The 18,257-nt window shown below is 68.0% G+C and carries 18 protein-coding genes; 5 read left to right on the forward strand and 13 right to left on the reverse strand.

The window, feature by feature from the left end:
* Positions 1-3: 3 nt before the first annotated feature.
* The 7 genes from MZV50_RS23730 to MZV50_RS23760 all read right to left on the reverse strand — a co-directional run bounded on the left by MZV50_RS23730 (position 4) and on the right by MZV50_RS23760 (position 7,389).
* Positions 4-1,038: a protein-glutamate methylesterase/protein-glutamine glutaminase gene (locus MZV50_RS23730; RefSeq protein WP_252631793.1), complete on the reverse strand. Its 1,035-nt coding sequence runs from the start codon at positions 1,036-1,038 to the stop codon at positions 4-6.
* Positions 1,038-1,919 (reverse strand): CheR family methyltransferase, encoded by an 882-nt coding sequence (locus tag MZV50_RS23735; protein WP_252631794.1) that lies wholly within the window; start codon positions 1,917-1,919, stop codon positions 1,038-1,040. The genes MZV50_RS23730 and MZV50_RS23735 overlap by 1 nt, the downstream gene beginning before the upstream one ends.
* Complete coding sequence (locus MZV50_RS23740; protein ID WP_252631795.1) at positions 1,919-2,386, reverse strand: chemotaxis protein CheW; 468 nt, start codon at positions 2,384-2,386, stop codon at positions 1,919-1,921. The genes MZV50_RS23735 and MZV50_RS23740 overlap by 1 nt, the downstream gene beginning before the upstream one ends.
* A 3-nt stretch (positions 2,387-2,389) precedes the next feature.
* A complete protein-coding gene (locus MZV50_RS23745; RefSeq protein WP_252631796.1) occupies positions 2,390-4,684 on the reverse strand; it encodes a chemotaxis protein CheA in 2,295 nt (764 codons plus the stop codon).
* Between the two features lie 81 nt (positions 4,685-4,765).
* On the reverse strand, positions 4,766-5,131 hold the full coding sequence (locus MZV50_RS23750) for a response regulator (RefSeq protein WP_062095129.1): 366 nt from the start codon (positions 5,129-5,131) through the stop codon (positions 4,766-4,768).
* Positions 5,128-5,415 (reverse strand): STAS domain-containing protein, encoded by a 288-nt coding sequence (locus MZV50_RS23755; protein WP_252631797.1) that lies wholly within the window; start codon positions 5,413-5,415, stop codon positions 5,128-5,130. Before MZV50_RS23755 ends, MZV50_RS23750 begins: the two co-directional genes overlap by 4 nt.
* Positions 5,416-7,389 (reverse strand): methyl-accepting chemotaxis protein, encoded by a 1,974-nt coding sequence (locus MZV50_RS23760; RefSeq protein WP_252631798.1) that lies wholly within the window; start codon positions 7,387-7,389, stop codon positions 5,416-5,418.
* A 345-nt stretch (positions 7,390-7,734) separates the two neighbouring features.
* Here MZV50_RS23760 and MZV50_RS23765 point away from each other — a divergent pair, with 345 nt between their 5' ends.
* Positions 7,735-8,046: a hypothetical protein gene (locus tag MZV50_RS23765; protein WP_013080820.1), complete on the forward strand. Its 312-nt coding sequence runs from the start codon at positions 7,735-7,737 to the stop codon at positions 8,044-8,046.
* A gap of 100 nt (positions 8,047-8,146) precedes the next feature.
* Here the strand turns inward: MZV50_RS23765 and MZV50_RS23770 are convergent, their stop codons facing one another.
* From MZV50_RS23770 to MZV50_RS23790, 5 genes are all read right to left on the reverse strand, one after another.
* On the reverse strand, positions 8,147-9,757 hold the full coding sequence (locus MZV50_RS23770) for a globin-coupled sensor protein (protein WP_252631799.1): 1,611 nt from the start codon (positions 9,755-9,757) through the stop codon (positions 8,147-8,149).
* A 240-nt stretch (positions 9,758-9,997) separates the two neighbouring features.
* Entirely contained in the window at positions 9,998-11,146 is a 1,149-nt protein-coding gene (locus MZV50_RS23775; RefSeq protein ID WP_252631800.1) for an acyl-CoA dehydrogenase family protein, read from the reverse strand.
* A gap of 69 nt (positions 11,147-11,215) precedes the next feature.
* Positions 11,216-12,670 carry an amino acid permease gene (locus tag MZV50_RS23780; RefSeq protein WP_252631801.1) on the reverse strand — a complete coding sequence of 485 codons (1,455 nt, stop codon included), beginning with the start codon at positions 12,668-12,670 and terminating at the stop codon, positions 11,216-11,218.
* Positions 12,671-12,738: 68 nt separating this feature from the next.
* Positions 12,739-13,740, reverse strand: a complete 1,002-nt coding sequence (locus tag MZV50_RS23785) for a putative sulfate exporter family transporter (protein WP_252631802.1) — start codon at positions 13,738-13,740, stop codon at positions 12,739-12,741.
* Positions 13,737-13,979 carry a DUF6356 family protein gene (locus tag MZV50_RS23790; protein ID WP_252631803.1) on the reverse strand — a complete coding sequence of 81 codons (243 nt, stop codon included), beginning with the start codon at positions 13,977-13,979 and terminating at the stop codon, positions 13,737-13,739. Before MZV50_RS23790 ends, MZV50_RS23785 begins: the two co-directional genes overlap by 4 nt.
* A 122-nt stretch (positions 13,980-14,101) precedes the next feature.
* Between MZV50_RS23790 and MZV50_RS23795 the strand changes: the two genes are divergently transcribed.
* The 4 genes from MZV50_RS23795 to MZV50_RS23810 all read left to right on the forward strand — a co-directional run bounded on the left by MZV50_RS23795 (position 14,102) and on the right by MZV50_RS23810 (position 17,438).
* Positions 14,102-14,569, forward strand: coding sequence for an Lrp/AsnC family transcriptional regulator (locus MZV50_RS23795; protein WP_252631804.1), 468 nt, complete (start codon positions 14,102-14,104; stop codon positions 14,567-14,569).
* Between the two features lie 64 nt (positions 14,570-14,633).
* Positions 14,634-15,749 carry a pyridoxal phosphate-dependent aminotransferase gene (locus tag MZV50_RS23800; RefSeq protein ID WP_252631806.1) on the forward strand — a complete coding sequence of 372 codons (1,116 nt, stop codon included), beginning with the start codon at positions 14,634-14,636 and terminating at the stop codon, positions 15,747-15,749.
* A gap of 72 nt (positions 15,750-15,821) precedes the next feature.
* The gene (locus MZV50_RS23805; protein WP_252631807.1) at positions 15,822-16,820 is read left to right on the forward strand and encodes a cupin-like domain-containing protein; all 999 of its coding nucleotides are present in this window, start codon (positions 15,822-15,824) and stop codon (positions 16,818-16,820) included.
* Positions 16,821-16,853: 33 nt separating this feature from the next.
* Positions 16,854-17,438 carry a hypothetical protein gene (locus MZV50_RS23810; RefSeq protein ID WP_252631809.1) on the forward strand — a complete coding sequence of 195 codons (585 nt, stop codon included), beginning with the start codon at positions 16,854-16,856 and terminating at the stop codon, positions 17,436-17,438.
* Positions 17,439-17,440: 2 nt separating this feature from the next.
* On the opposite strand, the gene MZV50_RS23815 is transcribed toward MZV50_RS23810, so the two are convergent.
* Positions 17,441-18,070 carry a TetR/AcrR family transcriptional regulator gene (locus MZV50_RS23815; protein WP_252631810.1) on the reverse strand — a complete coding sequence of 210 codons (630 nt, stop codon included), beginning with the start codon at positions 18,068-18,070 and terminating at the stop codon, positions 17,441-17,443.
* Positions 18,071-18,257: the final 187 nt, after the last annotated feature.

An 18,257-nucleotide genomic window follows, 5' to 3' on the forward strand; every position in this document is an offset into this window, starting at 1 on the left:
GGTTCATCGCCTCGCGGAGGCCAAATCGAGAATGGATTGACCCATGGAGGACAGGGAAACCTGCTTCTCCACGGCGCCAAGTTCGAAAGCAGCCCGGGGCATGCCGTAGACGACGCAGCTGGCCTCGTCCTGGCCCAGCGTCTTGGCGCCGGCCTTGCGCATGGCCAGAAGGCCTTGGGCTCCGTCGCGGCCCATGCCGGTCAGGATAGCCCCGACCGCCTTGTCGCCGACGGCCTGAGCCACCGAGTTGAACAGCACGTCCACCGACGGGCGGTGACCGCTGACCGGATCGCCCTGGACCAGGCGGCAACGCAGGCCGGCCGAGCGAACGACCTCCAGGTGCGTGGCGCCGCCGGGGGCGACATAGACCTTGCCCGGCTCCAGCACGGCGCCGTCCGTGGCTTCCTGCACCCTGGCCCCGCTGGCGCGATCCAGGCGCGCGGCGAAGCTGGCGGTGAAGGTGGCCGGCATGTGCTGGGTGATGACGGTCGGCGGGCAGGTCTCGGGGAACAGGGTCAGGATTGACAGCAGGGCTTCCACCCCGCCGGTCGACGAGCCGATCGCTACGATGTCGCCCGAGGGCATGAAGTCCTTGCGCCGGGTCGGCGCCGCGGCCGGCGTCGCGCCGGCGTTGGTGCGGACCGAAGCGCGCGCGGCGATCTTCACCTTGGAGACGATCTCGGCCAGGGCTTCCTGGGTGCCGGTGGCGTCGGCGGGCTTGCCCACGCAATCCACCGCGCCCAGTTCCAGGGCGCGCAGCGTCATTTCGGCGCCGGCCTGGGTCAGGGTCGAGACCATGACCACCGGCATCGGCCGCAGGCGCATGATCTTCTCGAGGAACTCGATGCCGTTCATGTTCGGCATCTCGATGTCGAGCGTGACGACGTCGGGGTTCAGGGCCTTGATCATGCCCCGCGCCTCGAACGGGTCGCCGGCGCCGCCGACCACCTCGATCTCCGGGTCACGATTGAGGGCCGCCGAGATCAGGCTCCGCATCGTGGCGGAGTCGTCGACGACAAGAACGCGAATCTTCGGCATCAGCGGCCCACCTTCCTGTAGGCGGTCAGGCCGCAGCTCTCGAAGGCCGTCACCGACGCACCCACCCGCTCGGAGTGGCCGACATACAAGCGACCGCCCGGCGCGACGAGCGGCGCGAAGCGGCTCCAGACACGCTCTTGGGTGGGTTCGTCAAAGTAGATCACGACATTCCGGCAGAAGATGGCGTCGAACGGACCCTTCATAGGCCAGGACGGACCATTGAGATTTAGTTCCCGGAACGCGACCAGGCTGCGCGCGGCCTCGCAGACGCGGAAGGCGCGGCGGTCCGAGGGATCGCGTTCGAAATACTGGTTGCGCGCGGCGGGCGGGATGCCCTCCAGCAGGCTCTCGTCGTAGACGGCGGCCCGACCGGTCGCGAGTACGTTGGTGTCGATGTCCGTGCCCAGGATCCGGATATCCAGATCGGCGGCGTTCGGCCAGACCGACAGCACCGTGAAGGCCATCGAATAGGGCTCCTGGCCCGACGAGCTGGCGGCGGACCACAGGCGCAGGCGGCCGCCGGCGCGGACCTTGTCGGCGACCGGCTCCAGCACGTTGGCGCGCAGGTCGTCGAAGTGGTGCGGCTCGCGGAAGAAGCGCGTGACGTTCGTGGTCAGCGCACGGAGCATTTCCTGGCTCTCGTCGTGGCCCTTGTCGCTGGCCACGAAGGCGCAGTACTCGGTGAACGAGCGCAGACCCAGGTTGCGCAGGCGCTTGGCCAGGCGCGAATAGACCAGCGTCGCCTTGCTGTCGGGCAGGCTGATGCCGGCCAGATCGTACAGCAGCGCGGCGATGCGCTTGAAGTCCTGGGTGGTGAAGGCGAACTCGCCGTCGACCAGGGCCTCGCGGCGTTCCATGGATGAAGCGGAAGCGGTCGTCATCAGGCGGCCAGAGCCTCGCGTTCAGGGAGAATGCGGTCCAGCGAGATCTCGCTGATCATCCGCCCCTCGATGGAAACAATGCCGCGCACGAAGTTGCGAACCGTGTCGCAGGCCATGTCGGGCGTCGGCTGCACCATGTCGTCATTGATCGACAGGATGTCCGACACCGCGTCGACCAGCAGGCCGACGGTGCGGTCGCCCGCCTTGACGACGATGAAGACGCTGCGGACGGTCGGCTCGATCACCGGCATCCCCAGGCGGCAGGCCAGGTCCATGATCGGCAGGACCGCGCCGCGCAGGTTGATGACGCCGCGCATGAAGCCCGGGGTCTGAGGCAGAACGGTCGCCGGGCTCCAGCCGCGGATCTCGCGGACGGCCATGATGTCGACGCAGTACTCCTGGTCGCCAACACGGAACGAGATCAGCTCTCGGCGGTCAACACCGGTGGCGGTGGCATGGTCGGTCATGACTTACTCCGCGGCGATGAGGGTGGGTTCGGGGGGACGAGGCGCGCCGCCTTCGCGGCGCCGCATGGCGATCGTGGCGTCGACGTCGAGGATCAGCGCGACGCGGCCGTCGCCCAGGATGGTCGCGGCGGCGACGCCCTCGACCTGCTGGTAGTTCTGCTCCAGCGACTTGATGACGACCTGACGCTGACCGTGGATGGCGTCGGCCACCAGGGCGGCGCGCGAGCCGTCCTCGCCCTCGACCAGCAGCACGACGCCGTCGGTCGGATGGGGAGAGTGGTCGCGGTAACCAAGGGCCTGACCGACGTCGATCAGCGGCACGAAGCTGTCGCGGACGGCCAGCACCGAGCCGACCGGGCCCAGCGGGCGAACTTCTTCGGGTTTCGGACGCAGGCTCTCGACGATGGCGGCCAGCGGCACGACCAGGGTCTCGCCGGCGACGTCGACCACCATGCCGTCCAGGACGGCCAGGGTCAGCGGCAGGCTGAGCGTGAAGGTCGAGCCCAGACCGGGACGCGAGGTGATCGAGATGCGGCCGCCCAGGGCCTGGACCGAGCGCTTGACCACGTCCATGCCGACGCCGCGGCCCGAGACGTCCGAGATCTTCTCGGCGGTCGAAAAGCCCGGCAGGAAGATCAGGTTGTCGATCTCTTCGTCGGTCAGGGTCAGGTCCGGCGAGATCAGGCCCTTCTTGACCGCGATGCCGAAGACGCGCTCGCGGTTGATGCCCTTGCCGTCGTCCGAGACCTCGATGACGATCCGGCCGCTGCGGTGCAGGGCGGCCAGGCGCACGACGCCTTCAGGATTCTTGCCGGCCGCCTTGCGCTCCTCGGGGCTTTCCAGCCCGTGGTCGATGGCGTTGCGCAGCATGTGGGTGATCGGGTCGGACAGACGCTCGATGACCGTCTTGTCGACCTCGGTGTTCTCGCCTTCCATGACCAGGCGAGCCTGCTTGTTGGTCATGTTGGCGACTTCGCGGACCAGACGCGGCATGCGCTGGAACACCGACTTCACCGGTTGGGCGCGAATGGCCATGACGCTGTCCTGGATCTCGCGCGTCAGCTGTTCCAGCTCGTCGAGGCCCATGGCCAGGTTGGAGGACGGGGCGATACCGTATTCGCCGACGCGCTGCGCCAGCATGGCCTGGTTGATGACCAGCTCGCCGACCAGGTCGATCAGGCGGTCGATGCGTTCGGGATCGACGCGAATGACCGACTGGCCGGGGCCCGGGACTTCGACCGGGGTGGCTTTTGGGGTCGCGGCGGCCGGCTTGGCGGCCTCGACGACCGGCGCGGGGGCCGGAGCGACGGGCGCGGCCTCGGCGACGGGCGCCGGGACGGAGATTTCGATCGGCTCGGGGGCCGGGGTCGGAGCCGGGGCGGGCTCGACGACTTCGGCGACGGGCTCGGGGGCGACCGGCTCGGGAGCGGCGGCCTCGGCGACGCTCAGCAGCGAGGCCATGGCGTCCTCGACCTTGCCTTCGCCGCGGGTGATGTCCAAGTCGCAGTCGCCGTCGACGAATTCGAAGACCTCGCGGATCGCCGCCTCGTCCTCGTCGGTTTCCAGGCGCACGCTCCAGGTGACGAAGGCCGCTTCCGGATCCAGGTCTCCCAGGGTCGGCAGCGCGCTGTCGTCCAGGGTCGCCTTGATCGGACCCAGGCGGCTGAGCTCGCGCAGCAGCAGCGCCGTCTCGTTGGCCTTGCGGTACAGGTCCGACTTCGGACGGATCGACACCGTCCAGACATTCGAGGGGACCAGGTCGGCGTCGGCGGCCTGCGCCTCGACCGTGATGGTCTGGGGCACGAAGACGAAGCCGAGGTCGTCGTCTTCCATGGCGTCGTCGTCGGCGGCGGCGACAGGCGCGGGCGCGGCGTCCTCGACGGCGACCGGCGCGGCGGCGGCCGGGGCGGCGTTCGGATCGGTCCAGGCTTCCAGCTCGGCGGCCATGGCGGCCGAGGCCCCCATGTCGACATCGCCCAGGCCGCGAGCGGCGCTGACGTGGTCGGCCAGGATGTCGGACGCGCGCAGCAGGACCGCGGCCAGCTCGACCGTGTTGGGTACGGAGCCCGAGCGCACGGCGTCCAGCAGGGTCTCGAACACGTGGGCGAAGCGCACCAGCGGCTCAAGGCCGAAGGCGCCGGCGCCGCCCTTGATCGAGTGGACGGCCCGGAACACGGCGTTGACCGTCTCGAGGTCGCCGGCCCCTTCCTGCATAGCCAGGAGACCGCCCTCGAGGTCGGCGAGGAGCTCCTCGCATTCCTGGAAGAAGGTGACCTTGATGGCCTCTAGCTCGTCCATTCCCGTAAGTCCTAATTCGCGTCTAGCAACGGGTACTCAAAAAACGGGGTACTAAGTCGTGGCCTGGATCAGGCCCCGGATTTAGGCCGCCACGCGCCGGATGGCGTCGACCAGCTTTTCCGGGTTGAACGGCTTGACGATCCAGCCCGTGGCGCCGGCTTCGCGAGCCCGCTGCTTCTTGGCCGGGTCGCTTTCCGTGGTCAGCACCAGGATCGGGATGGCGCGATAGTCGTCGTCGACCCGCACCGCCTCGATGAAGCCGAAGCCATCCAGCTTGGGCATGTTGATGTCGGTGATGATCACGTCAGGGCGATGAGCCGACAGGACTTCCAGGCCATGCTCGCCATCGACCGCCTCAACCACGTTGAAGCCGGCTCCGGCGAGGGCCATGCGCAGCATGTCGCGCATTGTCCGGGAATCATCGACCGTGAGAATCGTACGCGTCACGATTCAGCTCCTTGGAATTCCGCCGAAAGGAGCGCCCTTTCGGCGCCGAACAGACGGGTGGTTTCGACGAAGGCCTCGGAAGGCCCCTTGATTGAGAAGGACTGACCGTCCAGGTCCCAGGCCTTGCGGGCGGCCAGCAGAACCTGCAGGCACAGACCCCCAAGACGACGGACCTGGTCGGCTTCCACCGTGATCGCCGCGCCGCGACGTTCCAGAAGGGCGGCCTTGAGAGGGGCCGCGGCCTTCAGATCCAGGTTTTCGGGCAGCGCGATCGCAGCGGCCATTTAGAACTCCTCCCAACCTTCCGTCGCGGGGGCCTGGGCGGCGGCCGCCGAACCACTGCTCCGGCCCGGACGGGCGAAGGTGTTCAGACGAGCCTGCTGCTCGGCCACCGGGTTGCGCGCCGGGGCGTGTTGAACCGGGTCGGCGACGGCCGGCCGGCTGTAGGACGAAGAACCCGACCCGACTTGGAAGCGGGCCATGAGGCGGACCAGTTCGGCGGTTTCGCCCTTCAGCGAGTGCGTCGCGGCGGTCGATTCCTCGACCATGGCGGCGTTCTGCTGCGTGACCTGGTCCATCTGGTTCACGGCGGTGTTCACTTCGTTCAGACCGGTCGCCTGCTCCGCGGCCGAGGCCGCGATCTCGGTGACCAGGGCGTCGATCTCGCCCACCTTCGCCACGATCCGTTGTAGGGCCTCGCCCGTCTGGCCGACCAGGCTGACGCCTTGGCTGACCTGCTGGGTCGAGCTGGAGATCAGAGCCTTGATCTCCTTGGCCGCTTCGGCCGAGCGCTGGGCCAGGGCGCGAACTTCCTGGGCGACGACCGCGAAGCCGCGGCCCGCTTCACCCGCTCGCGCGGCTTCGACGCCGGCGTTCAGGGCCAGGAGGTTGGTCTGGAAAGCGATCTCGTCGATCACGCCGATAATCTGGCTGATCTGCTTGGACGAGTTTTCGATCTCGCCCATGGCCGACACTGCCTGATGAACGACCTGGCCGCTATGCGTCGCTTCGCCACGCGTCGTCGAGACCACGTCCGAGGCCTGACGAGCGCCCGAGGCCGTGCGGCGCACGGTGGCGGTCAGTTCGTCCAGAGCGGCGGCGGTCTCTTCCAGGCTGGCGGCCTGTTGTTCGGTGCGGCGCGACAGATCGTCCGAGGCGTGAGCGATTTCGTCCGCGCCGGTGCGCAGGCCGTCCGTCGAGGCGGCGATGACCTTCATCGTCTCCTGCAGCGAGCCCATGGCGCCGTTGAAGTCGTCCTTCAGCTTGCGGTACTCGCCCGGGAAGTCGGCGCTGACGCGGAAGGTCAGGTCGCCCTTGGCCAGCTGTTCCAGGCCCTCGGCCAGGCTGCTGACGACCAGCGAGCTCTCCTGAGCGGCGGCGGCGGCGGCGGCTTCCTTGGCGCGACGTTCGTCGGCCGTGAGGGCGGCGGACTTCTCCTGCTCGGCGCGCAGCGTATCCAGGTGCAGCTGGTTGTCGCGGAACACCTTCAGGGCCGAGACGATGGCGCCCAGCTCGTCGCCGCGCGTCAGCTTCTCGAGGTCGATGGTGTTGTCGCCCTTCGACAGCTTGTCGGTGGCGCCGGCGATGTCGTTGATCGACTTGCGGGTCGTCATGACCGTGAACAAGGCCAGACCGCCGACGGCGGCCAGGGTGATCAGCGACAGCACGATGGTGATGCTCATCGCGGCGGTGGCTTCGGCCTGACGCTTGGTCGTCTCGGTCTCGATGCGCTTGTTCGCGGCCAGGACGACCTGGTCGAGCAGACCGGTCATCTTCGCGTACTGCTCCTCGAACGGCGCGATGAAGCCGACGGCCATGCCGAAGTCGACGCCGATCATGCCGCTCACCGTGTCGATGGCGCTGCGGCATTCCTCGAGCGACTTGATCAGCTCGGCGATCTTCGGCTGTTCGGCGGCGGGGAGCTTGGCCTTGAGCGCGGCCAGGTCCTTCTTCACCGAGTCGGTTTCCGTCAGGATCGCCGCCATGCGGGCGTCGTTCCCGGCCAGATCGATGTTGCCCGCCTTGTGGGTCAGCACCGTGTAGAGTTCGCCGTTGATGTTCGAGATGCGCTTGGAGATCTTCTGGATCTCCATGTTCTGACGCATGTCGCTTTCAACAACCTGTTTCAGAGCAGCCGACTGGCTCTTCTGAACGACGATCGCGCCACCGGCCATCAAAGCCAGCATCAGTAGTGCGAAAGCCGGTGCAACACCGATCTTGATGATCAGTGGCAAATCGACGAGACGAATCCGTTTCATCGCGAGGTCCCCTCCAACCAGCGCTCCGTGCCCACGGATCGCCAAACTGAAGAGGGATAATCCCGATAGAGTCCTAACAGACTCTGACTTGGTTAAAGCCAATTCGACATAATAAGCAGAAATCGTACCTGGAAAGTCGTTTCGTCGCAGGCTCCCAGGCGCTGATTCTATAAAGAGAGCCTCCAGCTGCGATAGTTTCGTTAGAATTCGAGTAGGGTTACCTGGAAGTAAAACCCGAATATTCTTCTGAAACTTAGAATGTCTTAACTTGCACCTGCGAATTTGCCGCTGCGTCCGGTTGGCGCGTCGCCCAATGGGCGAGACCTTTTTACTAGGAGCAGCGGGATGAAATATCCGATCGCTATTGCCGCTGGAATCGCCGGCAGCTTTTTCGTCGCTCAGGCCGCTACGGCCGCCGGCGGTTTCGAAGATCAGATGGGTCGCTGCCTGCAGCAGTTCGCGAACACCCGCGACGCCGCGCAGGTGATGCTCGAGTGCAACGCCGCCGACGGTAAGCTGTCCGACTGCAAGGTCGTCGACAACAGCGCGGCCGGCAAGGGCTTCGACAAGGCCGCGATGTGCATCGCCGAAAAGCTCCCGATGGGCGCCAAGACCGGCACCGTGAAAGTTCCGTTCCGCTTCCCGGGCGGCGCGTAAGCGCCACGTCCGATCAGGGGGAACACAGCGCCCTCGCCGACTCGGTCGGCGGGGGCGTTCTGCTGTTTGAAGACAGGTGGACACCCGCGCGTCCTATACTTCAGAATTCTTGCCACTCGTCCTTGATCGCCACGGCTGTATTGCCGCGAGCGACCGGCGCCGAGGCGCCCGGACGAACGGTCGGACGCTGGACGGCGCGCGTGGCCGGCGGCGCGGCGCGAGCGAGCTCGGGCTTGCTCCTCGCAACGGCCGGGCCGGTCCCCGACACACGGAACGCCGTCACCTGCGTGATCAGTTCGGCGGCCTGGCCCTTGAGGGAATGGGTCGCGGCCGTCGTCTGCTCCACCATGGCGGCGTTCTGCTGGGTGACCTGGTCCATCTGATTGACGGCCGTGTTCACCTCATGCAGGCCCTGGGCCTGCTCCTGGGCCGAGGACGAGATCTGCACGATCAGTTCGTCGATCTCGGCCACCTTGCCGACGATGCCGCGCAGGGCGTCGCCGGTCTGGCCCACCAGGCCGACCCCGGCTTCGACCTGCTTGGTCGAGGCGTTGATCAGCGTCTTGATCTCCTTGGCCGCGTCCGCCGAGCGCTGGGCCAGCGCGCGGACTTCCTGCGCGACCACCGCGAAGCCGCGACCGGCCTCACCGGCCCGCGCCGCCTCGACGCCGGCGTTCAGCGCCAGCAGGTTGGTCTGGAAGGCGATCTCGTCGATCACGCCGATGATGTTGCCGATCTCGCGCGAGCTGGTCTCGATCTCGCCCATCGCCGCCACGGCCTGGTCGACGACCACGCCCGAGCGCTCGGCCTCGGCCTTGGCGCCGATCACGACGTCCTGAGCCTGCTTGGCGCCCGCCGCCGAGCGGCGCACGGTCGAGGTGATCTCGTCGAGGGCGGCGGCGGTCTCTTCCAGGCTGGCGGCCTGCTGCTCGGTGCGGCGCGCCAGATCGTCGGCGGCGACGCTGATCTCGTCGGTCCCCGCGCGGATGCCATCCGAGGCCGCCGACACGCGGGTCATGGCCAGCTCCAGGATGCCGACGGCGTTGTTGAAGTCGTCCTTCAGCTTCTGGAATTCCGGTGTGACCTCGGCGTTGAGGCGGCCGACCAGGTCGCCCTGGGCCAGGCGGTCGAGGGCGTCGCCCAGCGCCTTGACCACGGCGTTCTGGCTGGCCTCGTTGGCCAGGCGCACGCTCTCCAGGCGCTGGCGTTCGGCCTCGATGGTCTCCAGATAGATCGAGATGGCGAAGTCCATGTCCAGCATGACCGCCTTGATCAGGGCGCTCAGCGAATCCCCAGCCTTGCCCGCGTCGCCCTTGCTCATGAAGCCTTTGGGCCACTGGTCCTCGATCACGGCGCGGATCAGGTGTTCGCTGACCACCGCGTAGCCGCCGATGTACCAGCGCGGCTCCAGGCCGATGCGGGCGTGGGTCTGGCCGATCGTGCGGACGGCCTTGACGTAGGTGTCGTCGAAGTCGCCGCGCGAGATCACGTCCCAGTGCGACTGCTGGCGGCTCGAGGCCGACCGCATATGATTTTCGTCGGCGAAGAACTTGCGCGTCTCGGGGGTGGTGCGAACCTTCGCGTAGAAGGCGTCCAACGCCTGGCCGACGGTCTTGCGAATGACAGGCTGGAGCTCGCGCAACGCGGCGCGCGCCTTGTCGTCCAACCCCATGAACGCCACGCGTTCGCTGATCGCATGATCCTGGCTCAAGGCCCTACCCCCGTCTTCGAAATGCGGGGAGCAGGCTCGTCTGGCATGCTTAATAGCGACTTAAATAATCGCGCCGCGCGAGCGACAAGGTGACGCACACGCGCGGAGGTTACAGACCACCTTCATGGACCCGTCAGCCGTGAAACCCTCCGCATGGCCGAGGGCGAACGCCCTCCATGCGGCATTCGGGCACGGCCCGATCATCAGGCGCGGCGCGACATCCCGCCACGCCCCCTCGCCCTAGCCGCCGCGCTTCAAGGTCTCGCGGGCGATGACCAATTGCTGGATCTGGCTGGTGCCCTCGTAGATCCGGAAGATTCGCACGTCGCGATACAGCCGCTCGATTCCATAGTCGGCGACATAACCGGCCCCGCCGAACACCTGCACCGCCCGGTCGGCTACCCGTCCCACCATCTCCGAAGCGAACAGTTTCGAGGCCGCCGCCTCCAGGGTGACGCCCGTCCCGGCGTCGCGCTTGCGGGCGGTGTCCAGCACCAGGGCCTTGGCGGCCAGGGCCTCGGTCTTGCTGTCGGCGATCATCGCCTGGATCAGCTGGAAGCTGGCGATCGGCTGGCCGAACTGCTTGCGCTCGCTGGCATAGGCCACGCAGTCGGCGATCAGCCGCTCGGCCACGCCGACGCAGACGGCGGCGATGTGCAGGCGGCCGCGATCCAGCACCTGCATGGCGACCTTGAAACCCTCGCCCTCTTCACCCAGGCGGTTCTCGACCGGCACGCGGACATTGTCGAAGGTGACGTCGTGGATGTGGGCGCCCTGCTGACCCATCTTCTTCTCGGGCTTGCTGACCGAGAGGCCCGGCAGGTCGCGCGGAACCAGGAAGGCCGAGACCCCGCCCCCGCCCTTCACGTCGGGATTGGTGCGGGCCATGACCGTGAACAGCGACGCCTTGCCGGCGTTGGTGATGTAGCGCTTGGCGCCATTCAGAACATAGGCGTCGCCGTCCAGCGTGGCGCGGGTCTGCACCGCCGCGCTGTCCGAACCGGCCTCGGGCTCGGTCAGGGCGAAGGAGGTGATGGTCTCGCCGGACGCGATGCCCGGCAGCCAGCGAGCCTTCTGGGCGTCGGTCCCGAACATGACCAGCCCCTGGCTGCCAATGCCGACATTGGTGCCGAACACCGAGCGGAAGGCCGGCGAGGCCCGGCCCAGCTCGATGGCTACCAGCGCCTCTTCCTCCATGTTCAGGCCCAGACCGCCGAATTCCTCCGGAATGGAGAGGCCGAACAGGCCCAGGCCCTTCATCTCCTCGATCACATCGGCGGGGACGGCGTCGTCCTCGGCCACCTTGGCCTCGATCGGGCGCAAGCGCTCGGCCACGAAGCGCGCCACCGTTTCGAGCAGTTGCTCGCGGGTCTCCAGATCCAGGGCCATGCGCTTACTCTCCCGATCAAACACTTGTTTTGACCGGGACTGTAGCGGCGGCTCAGGAGAATGGAAGCCTTACCCTTGGGCCTTCTCAGTCTGGGCCAGCACGCTCTTGCGCACGCCGTACGCCAGGTAGACCGCCGCGCCGATGACGTGCGCGAACAGGAAGTAGAGCTGGGTCTTGGCCGGCAGGCTGTAGAACAGATACAGGCACCCCAGGATGCCGGCCGGGGCGACGACCTGCCAGGCCGGCGTCGAGAACACGCGCGGCCGGTTCGGCTCGCGCCGGCGCAGCACGATCACCGAGGCGCCGACGGCGATGAAGGCGGCCAGGGTGCCGGCGTTGGCCAGCTCGGCGATGTCCTTGAGCGACAGGAAGCCCGACAGCACCGCCGACAGGGCGCCGGTCAGCAGGGTCATCAGCACCGGCGTGCCGGTCTTGGCGTTGACCCGCGACAGGGCGCGCGGCAGCAGGCCGTCGCGGGCCATGACGAAGAAGATCCGGCTCTGACCATACATGAAGGCCAGGATCACGGTCGGCAGGGCGACGACCGCGGCCAAGGCGACCAGCTGGGCCATCTTACCGTGTTGCAGGCTCTCCAGGATGAAGACCAGCGGCGCCTCGCTCTTGGAGAACACCTCGGTGCGCGAGGCCCCAATCGAGGCGGCGGCGACGATCATGTAGATGGCCGTGCAGGCGGCCATCGAGCCGACGATGCCGATGGTCAGGTCGCGCTTGGGGTTCTTGGTCTCCTCGGCGGCGGTCGACACCGCGTCGAAGCCGTAGAAGGCGAAGAAGATCAGGCTGGCGGCGGCCATGACCCCGACCTTGGCGGCGTCCGCGCCGCCCCCCGCGGGCACGTGCGCCGAAAAGCCGTTCGGCATGAACGGCGTGAAGTGGCTGGCGTCGAAGGCCGGCAGACACAGGACCACGAAGATGACCAGGGCGATGATCTTCACGAACACCAGGATCATGTTGACCGTGGCGCTCTCGCGGGTGCCCAGGGCCAGCAGGCCGGCCACCGCCATCGAGATGATCACGGCCGGCAGGTTGACGACGCCGCGCCCTCCGTCCGGCAGAATGACGTGCGGACCGGCCAGCAGGTACTCGGGAAAGCCCGCCGCCGCGAACAGCCCGTGGGCATGGGCCGACCAGCCGACGGCGACGGCCGCGCAGACCAGGGTGTATTCCAGGATAAGGCTCCAGCCCACGAACCAGGCGACGGGCTCGCCCATGGCCGCGTAGCTGTAGGTGTAGGCGCTGCCCGCCGCCGGCATCATCGTCGACAGCTCGGCGTAGCAGAGGGCGGCGCAGGCGCAGACCGCGCCGGCGATCAGGAACGACAGGATCACGCCCGGCCCGGCCAGGCCCGCGCCAACGCCGGTCAGGGTGTAGATGCCAGTGCCGACGATGGCCCCGACGCCCAGAGCGACCAGGTGGTACCAGCTCAGGGTCTTCTTCAGTTGATGGCTGTCCGCGTGGCCGGCGGTGATGGTGTCGATCGCCTTGCGGCGCGTCCAGAAGCTCACGGTAAGTCCCCTAACGACTCGTTGCGGGGACCATGGCGCTGCTTTTGTTGCGCGCCAAGCCCTTGTTGTTAGAAGAATATTCTCGTCAGGGCATAGGCCAGGATCGCGACGGCCACTGTGACCGTTCCCAGCATCATGGCCAGCTTCGGCTTGACCTCCAGCAGCGCCTTGGGTCCGAGCTTGGCGGAAATCGCCCCCACGCCGGCCAGCAGCAGGAAGCTGGAGCAGGCCATCAGGGTCGACACCATCGCCGCCGGGATCAGGTTCAGCCCGCGCGCCGCGGCGAGGGCGAAGAAGCCCAACACGAACAGCGGCGGCGCCTTCAGCCCCGAGACGACGCCGCCCGCCTTGCTGCGGGTCAGGACGAGGCCGATCAGGACCACCGCCGGCCCCAGCCAGACGATGCGGGCCAGCTTGGCCAGGGCCGCCGTGCTGGCGGTCTCCGGCGAGACCGAGGCCCCCGCACCGGCCACCTGGGCGACATCATGGATGGAAAGGCCGAAGAACACGCCGGCCTGATGGGCGGTCAGGCCCAGGGCGTGGGCCAGGGGCGGATAGGCCAGCATGGCCACCGTCGACAGCAGGTTCACCCCGACGATCACCAGGGCGGTCGTGCGCTGGTTGGCGGGACTGGCGGGTGCGGCCTGCGACGCGGCCAGAGCCGCGGAAGCCCCGCAGATCGAACAGGCGGCGGCGGCGATCAGGGCCTCGGCGAACGGCAGGCCCAGGGCCACGCCGGCGGCCGCGCCGATGGCCAGGCCGCCCAGCACCACGACGCCGCTGGCCAGGACGGCCGGACCGCCCAGCGCCGCGAACTCGGCCCAGCTGATCTGGGCCCCCATCATGGCGACCCCGAGACGCAGGCCGGGCTTGGCGAAGACATCGAGTCCGACGCCCAGCTGAGTCTGCAGGCCCAGGGCGCCCAGCATCATGCCCAGCACCACCGCGATCAGCGGGGCGGGTGCGTGCAGGCTGGTGGCCAGCAGCTTGGCCAGCACCGCCAGCAGCACACCGGCCATCAGGCCTGGCGCCAGGCGTCCGGCGCTCAGCTTGAGCGCGGCGGCGGTCATCCGCGCACGGCCTCGCCGTTGAAATGCGTGTCGGCCTTCGCGCAGCGGTTGGACAGGCGATCGTTGAGGCGGCGAACCGTCTTGCTGCCGGTGCGCTCGAAGGCGAAGGGCAGGATGCCGTGGACCAGGCAGGCCAGGCCCGCGCCGATCAAGGTGAAGCCGAAGCTCCACGCCACGCCCATGTGCTCCCCATAGGTCTCGCCGACGGATCGCGGGTGACGGGTGAACGACAGGTCCATGGAGCCTCGCTGGTGTGCAGAGGCTCCCTAGGATGGCGACGATTCGAAGAAAGGCATTACTGGATTGCGCGCTGAACGCGGCGTAGAGAGAATTCCATTCTTCCGACCACGGGGATCCGGAGATGATTGATCTCGATCAAGTCGATCGCCGCATATTGGCCATCCTCCAGGATGACGCCACGGTCGCCATCGCCGAGTTGGCCGAACGGGTCGGCCTGACCCAGACCCCGTGCTGGAAACGCGTGAAGCGCCTGCAGGACGCCGGCGTCATCACCGCCCGCGTCGCGCTGCTGAACCGCGAGGCCCTGGACCTCGCCCTCACCGTCTTCGTGGCCGTGAAGACCGGCCGTCACGACGAGGACTGGCTGGCCCAGTTCGCCGCTGGCGCCAAGGCGTTGCCCGAGGTGGTCGAGTTCTACCGGATGAGCGGCGATGTCGACTATCTGCTCAAGGTCGTGGTGCGCGACATCGCCGCCTATGACCGCTTCTACAAGCGCCTGATCGCCACCGCGCCGCTCACCGACGTGTCGTCCAGCTTCGCGATGGAGCAGATCAAGTTCACGACGGCGCTTCCGATCACGCCGACCTAGGCCGTGTCTTGAGCCTGTCACCGATGCCGTTCAACTAGGCGCGGTTTGGCGTGGAGAACGGCACATGGACGCGACGCGGCGTGGACTCCTGATCGGCGGCGCGGCCCTGGCGCCCGGCCTGGCCCCCTCCTCGTCCTTTGGAGCGGCCGAGACCTCGGTCGACCCGACCGCGCCGCCGGCGATCCGCGCCCATCTGGGCGTCACCGAAAACCCTTTCGGCCCGTCCCCCGCCGCGCGCAAGGCCGCCGCCAAGGCGATGGAGGACCTGGCCTATTACGGCTGGGAGCTGGAACCGCCGCTGGTCAAGCTGATCGCCCAGCGCGACGGCCTGAAGCCCGAGCAGGTCGGCCTGTGCAACGGCTCGCTGGAGGCGCTGTCGCTGCTGTCGACCGCCTTCTCGAAAGCCGGCCCGGTCGTCTCGGCCCAGCCCAGCTACGCCACGCCCCTGCTCTATGCCGAGCGCCAGGGCGCGAAGCTGGAGTGGGTCCCGCTGGCCGCCGACCAGCAGATCGACCTGCCGGCCCTGGCCGAACGCGCCAAGGCGACGAGCGCCGGCGCGGTCTATGTCTGCAATCCCAACAATCCGACCGGCCTGCTGCTGGACTCGGACGCCCTGAGGGCGTTCTGCATCGAGGTCGCCAAGACCCGGCCGGTGATCGTCGACGAGGCCTATATCGAGATCAGTCCCGACCCCGTCCGCAATTCGATGATGGACCTGGTCCGCGCCGGCCACGACGTGATCGTCGCCCGCACCTTCTCCAAGGTCTACGGCCTGGCCGCCCTGCGGGTCGGCTTCGTCGCCGCCCGGCCCGACCGGGTGCGGACGCTGAAGAGCATGATCCCGACCCACAAGGGCCGTCCGGGCCTGGCGGCGGCGGCGGCCTGCTACGGCGACCCGGCCTATCTGGCCGGGGCGAAGACCTATCTCGAGACCTGCCGCGAGAAGATCTACGCGATCTGCAGGGCCAACGGCCTGAAGTACATCCCCTCGTACGGCACCTATGTCTTCGTGGACTGCGGCAAGCCGAACCTGGCCTTCCAGAAGACCCTGGCCGGCCTGGGCGTCGAGGTGCGGGTGTTCGACAGCCCGGCCCATCCGACCTGGATCCGGGTCGGCACCGCCACCCCGGCCGAACTGGACGTCTTCGCCGAGGTGCTGCCCAAGGCGCTTAAGGCCTAGGCGTTCGATCTCTAGGCGAAGAGGCGGGAACGCCCTAAGGGTCTGACCTCGCATCAGATCAGTGATCCCGCCATGCCCATTGTCGAGATGAATGCGGTCGACGCCGACCGCTTCCACGGCGAGATCGTCCCCGCCGCCCGGCCCGTCGTGTTCCGGGGCCTGGTCGCGCACTGGCCGGCGGTCGCCGCGGCCCGCGAAAGCGACGAAGCCCTGTTCGCCTATCTGGCGCGCTTCGACCGCCAGGAGCCCGTCGGCACGCTGATCGTCCCGCCGGAAGCCGACGGCCGGTTCTTCTACAATGAGGACCTTTCGGGCTTCAATTTTCAGGGCGGCCGCGCCCGTCTCTCGAAGAGCTTCGACTTCCTGCTGGCCAATCGTCAGGTCGAGCGCCCCGCGACCCTGGCCGCCCAGTCGATCCCGGCCAATACCCACCTGCCCGGCTTCAGCGCCGAGAACGTCTCGCCCCTGCTGGACGCGGCCATCGAGCCCCTGCTGTGGCTAGGCAACCGGGTGATCGTCGCCGCCCACCAGGATCCGTACGAGAACCTGGCCTGCGTGGTCGCCGGCCGTCGACGCTTCACCTTGTTTCCGCCCGAGGCGGTCGCCGACCTCTATGTCGGCCCTTTCGAGAAGACGCCCGGCGGCCCGCCGATCAGCCTGGTCGCGTTCGACGATCCGGACCTTGAAGCCCATCCGCGTTTCGCCAAGGCGCTGGACGTCGCGCAGACGGTCGAGCTCATGCCCGGCGACGCGCTCTACATCCCGTACCTGTGGTGGCACCACGTACGCTCGCTCGAGCCGGTGAACCTTCTGACGAACTACTGGTGGGCCAGCGAGCCGGCCGGGCGCGGCCAGGCCATGGACGCCTTCCTGCACGCGGTCCTGGCCCTGCGCGCCCTGCCCGCCCACCAGCGGGCGGCGTGGAAGAGCATTTTCGACCACTACGTGTTCGGCGACCCGGACGCGGCCACGGCGCATCTGCCAGAGCACGTCCATGGCATGCTGGGCGCCCTGAGCGAGGAGGACGCCCGCCGCATCCGCCAGGTGCTGGGTCGCAAGCTGTCGGGTTGACGCCACGCCGACGGCATGGCTCAACTTTCGGTTATGAAAGACCCTCGTCGCACGCTGCCGCTCCTGGGCGCCGCCATCGCCGTGGCGACGGTCAGCCTTCTCCAGATGAACCACGTTCGCGCCGCCGCCACGGTCGACGCCGATTATTACAGCGCCCTCGAGGCCTTCGGCGACGTCTGCATCAAGTCGGCCGACCCTGGCGAGATGCTGCGCAAGGTCCGGATCAAGGGCTGGGAAACCCTCGAAGACGACACCGTCCCCGCCGTGGTGCGCGGCAATGGCGCGGTGCGCTTCGCCGAGGTGCGTCGCGGCCAGATCGAAGGGCGGCCGGTGATCCTGGCGGTGGGCGGGTCCAGCGGAACGTCATTCTGCCGCGTCTATTTCCACGCGATCGACCAGGCCGCGATGGAGACGCGTCTGCGCTATGTGAAGGTGCTGGGCTCGCCGCTGAGCGCGCCCGACTTCAGGGGCCCGCTGAACTTCCCCGAGGGCTGGAGCGCCGTGGGCTGGCATCGCTCGGTCGGCGACCAGTGGCGCGCCCTGCACTATAGCTTCGATCCCGACGGCCAGGGCCCCAATGCGGCCTGGCAATCGATCGAGATCACCCGCAAGGCCTGAGCCTATTCCGGCCAGAGGTCCTGGATGTCGCCCTTGCGGTTCAGCATGTGGGTGGCGCGCTTGATGACGGCCAGCAGGCGCTCCTTCCGGCCGTCCTTGTCGTAGGTCAGGGTCGAGCGGGCCAGGCCCTCCAGCATGAAGCGGGCGAGGTCGCGGCTGGCCTGGAAGCGGGGGCCCGCGCCGGCGTGCAGGATCTTCAGGAAGTGATCGCCGGCCTGGGCGCGGTCGAACTCGGCCTGGGCCGGGGCCAGCAGGGCGTGGATGGCCGGGTCCGTGCGGCCGGCGGCCTCAAGCTCGGCGAAGGCCTGGAACGGGACCGAATGCAGCAGGTCCCAGTAGCTGTCGATCGCGTGCTCGGTGACGTCCGCACCCGGCGGCAGGCTGTCAGCGGCGGCGCGAAACAGGGTCGAGCGCTCGGCCTGAATGTGGGCAACGGCGGCCTCGACCAGGGCCTCGCGAGTCGGGAAATGGTACAGCATCGCCCCGCGCGTCAGGCCGGCCGCGTCGGCGATCGCCGGGTTGGTGGCGGCGTGATAGCCGATCTCGGCGATCAGACGCATGGCCTGGTCCAGAATCCGCGCGCGGGTCTTCTGCGACTTCGGGGTGTCCTTGGCGAGGCGGGCGGCGTCCATCGCGGTGATCTAGTGCGATGGATGTTGCGCTGCAACAGGCTTGCCGCCTTCTGGCCAACCCCAAGCGGCGAAAGGGGTTGCTTATGTGTCCAGTTTTTTGACAAACCCGCCGAAATTGCGCGTTTCGCAGGCTGACGCAGCGGAAGCTCGGCCATGACAACCGCAAAGCGGGTCCGCCAGCCGTTTC

The organism is Caulobacter segnis, assembly GCF_023935105.1.
GTDB lineage: Bacteria > Pseudomonadota > Alphaproteobacteria > Caulobacterales > Caulobacteraceae > Caulobacter > Caulobacter segnis_B.

What these genes read in the sequence shown, in the direction of transcription:
- MZV50_RS23730 (WP_252631793.1), bottom strand. Translation starts at nt 1,038, where the DNA reads ATGCCGAAGATTCGCGTTCTTGTCGTCGACGACTCCGCCACGATGCGG.
- MZV50_RS23735 (WP_252631794.1), bottom strand. Translation starts at nt 1,919, where the DNA reads ATGACGACCGCTTCCGCTTCATCCATGGAACGCCGCGAGGCCCTGGTC.
- MZV50_RS23740 (WP_252631795.1), bottom strand. Translation starts at nt 2,386, where the DNA reads ATGACCGACCATGCCACCGCCACCGGTGTTGACCGCCGAGAGCTGATC.
- MZV50_RS23745 (WP_252631796.1), bottom strand. Translation starts at nt 4,684, where the DNA reads ATGGACGAGCTAGAGGCCATCAAGGTCACCTTCTTCCAGGAATGCGAG.
- MZV50_RS23755 (WP_252631797.1), bottom strand. Translation starts at nt 5,415, where the DNA reads ATGGCCGCTGCGATCGCGCTGCCCGAAAACCTGGATCTGAAGGCCGCG.
- MZV50_RS23760 (WP_252631798.1), bottom strand. Translation starts at nt 7,389, where the DNA reads ATGAAACGGATTCGTCTCGTCGATTTGCCACTGATCATCAAGATCGGT.
- MZV50_RS23765 (WP_013080820.1), top strand. Translation starts at nt 7,735, where the DNA reads ATGAAATATCCGATCGCTATTGCCGCTGGAATCGCCGGCAGCTTTTTC.
- MZV50_RS23775 (WP_252631800.1), bottom strand. Translation starts at nt 11,146, where the DNA reads ATGGCCCTGGATCTGGAGACCCGCGAGCAACTGCTCGAAACGGTGGCG.
- MZV50_RS23785 (WP_252631802.1), bottom strand. Translation starts at nt 13,740, where the DNA reads ATGACCGCCGCCGCGCTCAAGCTGAGCGCCGGACGCCTGGCGCCAGGC.
- MZV50_RS23790 (WP_252631803.1), bottom strand. Translation starts at nt 13,979, where the DNA reads ATGGACCTGTCGTTCACCCGTCACCCGCGATCCGTCGGCGAGACCTAT.
- MZV50_RS23795 (WP_252631804.1), top strand. Translation starts at nt 14,102, where the DNA reads ATGATTGATCTCGATCAAGTCGATCGCCGCATATTGGCCATCCTCCAG.
- MZV50_RS23800 (WP_252631806.1), top strand. Translation starts at nt 14,634, where the DNA reads ATGGACGCGACGCGGCGTGGACTCCTGATCGGCGGCGCGGCCCTGGCG.
- MZV50_RS23805 (WP_252631807.1), top strand. Translation starts at nt 15,822, where the DNA reads ATGCCCATTGTCGAGATGAATGCGGTCGACGCCGACCGCTTCCACGGC.
- MZV50_RS23810 (WP_252631809.1), top strand. Translation starts at nt 16,854, where the DNA reads ATGAAAGACCCTCGTCGCACGCTGCCGCTCCTGGGCGCCGCCATCGCC.
- MZV50_RS23815 (WP_252631810.1), bottom strand. Translation starts at nt 18,070, where the DNA reads ATGGACGCCGCCCGCCTCGCCAAGGACACCCCGAAGTCGCAGAAGACC.